Below are 5531 nucleotides of genomic sequence, written 5' to 3' on the forward strand. Positions count from 1 at the left end.
GGGTTTCACGCCCACCCCGGTTAACTTCGAAGACCCAGAATACGGGGACATGGCCGGCTTCGGTGTCATCGACCCGGTGAAAGTCACCCGTTGCGCGCTGCAGAGCGCGGCGTCGATCGCCGCGCTCTTGCTGACAACGGAAACCCTGGTTGTCGAGGAGGTCATCGGCAACCCGGGCGCCGTGATTGCTCCCGGATTCGGGGATCTCGCGGAGGGCCTGGTCCGGCCTTCCAACATCGCCTGATCGCCATCGGCAGGAACGGTCTCGCGCCCGGTCAGCATCACCGTTTTCGGAGCGGATGACGCCGGTCCGGCGGGCCGCCTACCGCCGGACCGGCTTCGCGACTCTCCGCTTCGTACGGACCGCCGGCGCGGGGCGTGCCCTGGTTCAGACCGGGCCAAGGGCGATCCGCCCCACCTGGGACGCGTCAGGCGGTGATGCCGTAGGCCTTCAGCTTGCGGTAAAGGCCGGACCGCGACATCCCGAGCCTGGCGGCCGCCAGCATTCGGTTGCCCTCGGTCTCTTGGAGGGCGGCGACAATCGTGTCCCGCTCAGCTGCCTCCAGCGGGGTGAGCACGTGCCGCGAGGTGGTCTGGCAGTACGCCGGCAGGTCCTGGGCCTGGATCTCCCCGACCGGTCGCCGCCGCAGCGCGTGTTCGAGGGCCTCGCGCAGCTGGGAGACGTTGCGTGGCCAGGAGTAGCGCGCGATGATCCGTTCGGCGGCTGGACTGAGCCGCACCTTGCGGTTGGGGGCTATGCCGCGCAGGACCGACGAGGTGATGGTGGAGAGGTCATCGGTACGGCATCGCAGCGGCGGCACGGTGATTGCTACCTCGAAGTGGCCGAGGAGTGCGTGGAACGGCAGGTCGGAGTCCAGCGAGGAGTCCGACAGGGTCGCAACGAATGAGGTGGTGCCGTCGAGCCGGCTGATCGCAGTGAAGAACGCGTCGAGCTGTTCGACTCCTTCGGTGCTGGCCTGGTCGACATTGCGGACGATGTAGAGGGTCGGCTCTGGCTTGCCCGCGAGCAGAGAGTCGATGTCGGTCTCGGAGTTCTCGATGGTCAGCTGGGAGGCGTCCATCGACACGCTTCGGCTGCCCGGGTGCGAGGCGTGGAAGATCTCGGCGACCAGGGTGAACTTGCCGGTGCCGGTCTCACCGAGCACGATCGCCGGCTTCTCCGCCATGAGGGCTTCGCGCAGCTTGTCGCACGCGCGTACCCACGCCGGTGACCGGCCACCGGTAATGGTCTCGTGCGGCCGGTACAGGTCGCCGGCGATGCGGGAGGTCTGCGGGGTCGCGACCGCGATCTGTGGCAGCACCTGCTCGGTGAAGTCGCCCGGCGATCCGGCCTTCTCCGTGGCAACGAGGTCGGCGATCACCACCATGCCGGCCACCTCGGAGCCGGTCAGGATCCGGGTGCCCCGGATGTGGACCATGCGTCCCCCCGGCAGGACCAGGGTGTCGCTCACCCGGTCGCGGCGGCTCATGAGGAAGGTCGCGTGCTCGCGCAGGGTCAGCTGCTCGCTGGCGTCGAACAGGCGCTGGGCCGGGGCGTTGGCGATGAAGACCGAGTCACCGAAGGCGAAGACGGCCTGCCGGGACGCCCGGGCTTCGGCGCGCAGGTAGGTCTCGAAAACGGCCTGCTGGGACTGGCTGCGATCCAGCAACAGGTTGCGGCTGATGTCCTTGGCGGCACTCTTCACCAAGGTGTGCATCAGCGGGCTCCAGGTCTGGGTGAGCGTGGAGATGTCCAGCACTCCCTCTACCCGGCCGGTGAGAGGATCGATGACCGGGGCGCCGGTGCAGGCGAAGCATTGCAGGGGCTCGGTGAAGTGCTCCGGCCCGACGATGCTGACCGGCTGACCGGCCTCGATCACGGTGCCCACACCGTTGGTGCCCATCATCGACTCGGAGTAGTTGAACCCTGGCGCGAATTCGACCCTGTCGAGCAACCGCCCGACCGTCGATGACAAGTCGATGCGCTGAACCAGCCTGGCCTTGTGGTCGGTCAGGGCGATGACCAGCGGGAGGTCCGCGGTGTCGTTGCCGAGCTGAGTGAGCACCGGGCGTGCGCAGCGCACCAGCCGGGACCCGGTGTCGATGTCGTCGATGTAGTCGCTGTGCGGCCGTGCGCTGTCGACGCCGGCCGCCTGGCTGCGTTCCCATGATGCCGCGAGCACGTCGGGGACACCGACGGCACCCGCGCGGCCGCACTCCAGGAAGTCTGCCCGGGCTGCGGCCACCCGTAAGAGGCGGTTCGCGGTGTCCGGCATGTGCACCTCCTCGGGGGTCCTGGATGGCCCCGTGGAAGAACATCGTGGCTGAGAGCCACGCCACATCCAAGAGCAGTGAGTGTCCAATTTTGGGACACCGACACCCGGTGGGACACCAGCAGGGTTGTCCCAACAACGGGGCCTGCGCATGGAACCCAGGGAGTCACGAACCGAGGAGCGTCATGGACACCCTGATCAACATCGACAACGGTGGCACGCTTACCGACATCTGCGTCTGGGATGGCGACCAGTTCACCTACACCAAGACCCTCACTACTCCGCACGACCTGTCGGAGTGCCTCTTCGACGGGATCGAGAAGGCCTCGGCCGCCCTCTACGGCGAGGCCAACACGGAGAAGCTGCTGCACGCTACGCAACACATCCGCTACTCGACCACGCAGGGCACCAACGCCCTGGTCGAGCGGCGGGGCCCGATGATCGGCATCCTCAGCACGATGCCGGGCCTGTTCGAGCAGATGCGCAGCCGTGAAGCGGAGAAGGACCTCTTCGACGGCCTGATCGCCGACCGGGTGCTCACCATCGACATGGGCGCGACCGATGAGGAGATCGACTTCGAAGTCGTCCAGCGGATCAACCAGCTCACCACCCTGGGTGCCGCCCGGGTGGTGGTGGCTGGTGAGTCGCCGGAACAGGAGCGTCGCCTACGCAGCGTGTTGCTGCGCAAGTTCCCGCGGCACCTGCTCGGCTCGATCCCGCTCCTGTACTCGTGGTCCCTCGCCGGCGACCGGGACCACCCGCGCCGGGTGTGGTCGTGCGTGCTCAACTCGTTCCTGCACCCGACCATGGAGCGGTTCCTGTACGCGGCGGAGCGGCGGCTGAAGTCGTACAGGGTGCTCAACCCGCTGCTGGTATACCGCAACGACGGAGCCTCCTCGCGGGTGGCCAAGGCGGTGGCGCTGAAGACGTACTCCTCCGGGCCGCGCGGCGGCTTGGAGGGTACGGCGGCGCTGGCTCGCACGTACGGCCTCGAGCACACGCTGATGATGGACATCGGCGGCACCACCACCGACGTGGGGGTCGTCCGCGGCGGTGCGGCGGCGGCCGATGAGCGCGGCACCATCGAGGGCGTCTCGATCTCCTACCCGATGAGCAACGTGCACTCGACCGGTGTCGGCGGGTCCTCGGTGATCTCGGTGGTGGACGGGCAGATCACGGTCGGGCCACGCAGTGTGGGGGCGGCCCCCGGCCCGGCCTGCTTCGGCTTCGGTGGCAAGGAAGCCACGATCACCGACGTCAACCTGCTGCTCGGCATCCTCGACGCCAGCACCTACCTCGACGGCACCTTCCGGCTCGACGCCGACCGTTCGGCCGCGGTCATCACCGAGACCATCGCCGAGCCGCTGGGCATCAGCCTGGAGGAGTCGCTGATCCGGATGGAGCAGGCCTACTTCGAGGCGCTGGCACACTCCTTCGCGCACCTGATCCAGGAGAACTCGACCCTCGTCGCCTTCGGTGGCGCCGGCCCGATGAGTGCCGTCGGTGCCGCTCGTCCGGCAGGGGTGAAGAAGGTGCTGATCCCGCGGATGGCAGCGGTCTTCTCCGCGTTCGGCATTGCCTTCTCCGACATCGGCAAGACCTACGAGGTCGGCGTGCCGGAGCCGACCACGGCAAGCACCGCGGCGACGTACGACGAGATGCTCGCCCGGGCCAGGCGCGACATTTTCCAGGAGGGCTACGACCTCGACGACTGCCGCACTGAGGTATTGCTCACCATCGAGGAGACCGACGGGTCGCCGGTGGAGACCAGGCCGTACCAGTCCGGCGACGCCGTGGACTTCCCCGGGAAGCAGGTCTCCCTGCAACTGTCGGTGACGGCCGCGCTGCCGCACCCCGAGGTTGCTCCCGACACCGACGTGCCCGCGATCCGGGTGACGAGCAATGAGACCCGCCTGGTCCGTTCCGCGCCCGACCAGGTCGACAAGGTGCCGGTGTTCGTGCTCGCCGAGATGCCGCCCGGTGGGAGTGGCGAGGGCCCGGTGATCGTCGAGGGTCCGTTCTTCACCGCTCGCGTGCTGCCCGGCTGGCAGTTCCGGGTCACCGCCTCGGGGGACCTGCTGCTGACCGACACCCAGTGACCTCCTTGACCACCCCGAGCATCCCCTGACCGCCACGAGAGGAAAGTCATCATGCGGGTCCCCATGACCGAATACCTGGTCATCGATCTCGATACCGAGCGATGGGTCTGCCGGGTGTGCGGCCGCGACATCTGGTCTGCCCACGGGAACTACAAGCTCGGCTGCCTGGTCTACGACCGCGACCCACGGGAGATCCACCAGCCGATCATCGACCCCGACCGCTACGAGTTCACCTTTTCCCCGGACCCGGCGTACTGCCGGATCCTGGAGTTCTACTGCCCCGGCTGCGCCACCCAGATCGAGACCGAATACGTGCCGCCGGGACACCCGCCGACGGCCGATCTCGTCATCGACGTCGCCGCGCTGCGCGCCCAGTGGGAGGAACGCGGCGTCGACCCCGAGCAGGTCCACAACTACGGGCCCGGCGAGGACGCGCAGAAATACACCGCCATGCACAAGGCGACCGGCCACATCCGCTGATCTCGCAGGAAGAACCGAGACAATGAAACGTATCTCCGTCGACATCGGCGGCACCTTCACCGACTGCTTCTTCGTTTGGGACGAGACCTACGTCGAGGCGAAGGCGCTGACCACGCACCACAACCTGGCGCTGGGCTTCAACGAGGCGCTCGACCTGGCGTGCAGCCGGGCCGGACTGGACCGCGGCACCGTGCTCACCGAGGTCGACTCGGTCCGCTACGCCACCACCCTGGGCACCAACGCTCTCATCGAGCGCAAGGGACCCAAGGTGGGGGCGATCGTCACTCATGGCTTCGAGGACACCATCCCGCTCTCCCGCGGCCGGGGGTACGGCGAGGGCCTGGACTACTCGATGCAACAGAACCTCCCGGCAGCCGAACGGCCCGAGCCGCTGGTGCCGCGGTACCTGATCCGCTCGGTCAAGGAACGCGTCAACTCGGCCGGCAAGATCGTGGCGAGGCTCGATCCCGAGGACGTCCGCACGGTGGTCCGTGAGCTGGTGGATGCCGGCGCCGAGGCCCTGGTGGTTTCGCTGGTCAACGCCACCGAGAATCCCGAGCACGAGCTGGCGATCCAGGAGATCATTCTCGACGAGTTCCCGGCCCACGAGCTGGGTGCCATCCCGCTGCTGCTGGGCCACCAGGTCTCTGGTCGCAAGGGCGAATACGTGCGGGCGACC

The 5531-nt window shown here is 67.9% G+C and carries 4 protein-coding genes and 1 pseudogene; 4 read left to right on the top strand and 1 reads right to left on the bottom strand.

Features of this window, described 5'->3' with window-relative positions; translation table 11 throughout:
* Positions 1 to 244: pseudogene (locus ACY45C_RS09050) on the top strand (hypothetical protein); the annotation flags it as partial.
* A gap of 184 nt (positions 245 to 428) precedes the next feature.
* Here the strand turns inward: ACY45C_RS09050 and ACY45C_RS09055 are convergent.
* Entirely contained in the window at positions 429 to 2276 is a 1848-nt protein-coding gene (locus ACY45C_RS09055) for a sigma-54-dependent Fis family transcriptional regulator (protein ID WP_462187178.1), read from the bottom strand.
* Positions 2277 to 2458: 182 nt separating this feature from the next.
* Here ACY45C_RS09055 and ACY45C_RS09060 point away from each other — a divergent pair, with 182 nt between their 5' ends.
* The 3 genes from ACY45C_RS09060 to ACY45C_RS09070 form a co-directional block, all read left to right on the top strand.
* Positions 2459 to 4372: a hydantoinase/oxoprolinase family protein gene (locus ACY45C_RS09060; protein ID WP_462187179.1), complete on the top strand. Its 1914-nt coding sequence runs from the start codon at positions 2459 to 2461 to the stop codon at positions 4370 to 4372.
* Positions 4373 to 4423: 51 nt separating this feature from the next.
* The gene (locus tag ACY45C_RS09065) at positions 4424 to 4852 is read left to right on the top strand and encodes an acetone carboxylase subunit gamma (protein ID WP_462187180.1); all 429 of its coding nucleotides are present in this window, start codon (positions 4424 to 4426) and stop codon (positions 4850 to 4852) included.
* Between the two features lie 22 nt (positions 4853 to 4874).
* The coding region (locus ACY45C_RS09070) for a hydantoinase/oxoprolinase N-terminal domain-containing protein (protein ID WP_462187181.1) at positions 4875 to 5531 on the top strand (657 nt) is incomplete at its 3' end.

The organism is Frankia sp. CcWB2 (assembly GCF_977927585.1).

Bases quoted from the DNA above. Each gene is read 5' to 3' on its own strand.
- ACY45C_RS09055 (WP_462187178.1), bottom strand. From the start codon at position 2,276: ATGCCGGACACCGCGAACCGCCTCTTACGGGTGGCCGCAGCCCGGGCA.
- ACY45C_RS09060 (WP_462187179.1), top strand. From the start codon at position 2,459: ATGGACACCCTGATCAACATCGACAACGGTGGCACGCTTACCGACATC.
- ACY45C_RS09065 (WP_462187180.1), top strand. From the start codon at position 4,424: ATGCGGGTCCCCATGACCGAATACCTGGTCATCGATCTCGATACCGAG.